The organism is Bacillus cereus group sp. BfR-BA-01379 (assembly GCF_022663605.1).
GTDB classification, from domain to species: Bacteria; Bacillota; Bacilli; order Bacillales; family Bacillaceae_G; genus Bacillus_A; species Bacillus_A mobilis.
Genome location: NZ_JAKUFT010000243.1, coordinates 1 through 288, shown reverse-complemented (window position 1 = coordinate 288; position 288 = coordinate 1). Strand labels below are relative to the sequence as shown.

Here is a 288-nt window from a genome sequence, read left to right as displayed (position 1 = left end):
CTCTTATTGCCCATTATTAGCAGGAACTTCTCCCGCATTTCCGCCAGTATCTGGTTGTGTCGTCGCTGGTGGCGTTGTATTCCCTTGACCTCCTCCATTATTTGCTGGAGGCGGTGTTCCTTGGCCTCCTTCATTATTCGCTGGAGGTGGTGTTCCTTGGCCTCCTCCATTATTCGCTGGAGGTGGTGTTCCTTGGCCTCCTCCATTATTTGCTGGAGGTGGTGTTCCTTGGCCTCCTCCATTATTTGCTGGAGGTGGCGTTCCCTGGCCATTCCCATTATTTTGTTC

General features: G+C 52.1%; 1 pseudogene. It reads right to left on the bottom strand.

Features of this window, described 5'->3' with window-relative positions:
* Positions 1-3: 3 nt before the first annotated feature.
* Positions 4-288: pseudogene (locus MR113_RS27670) on the bottom strand (penicillin-binding protein); the annotation flags it as partial.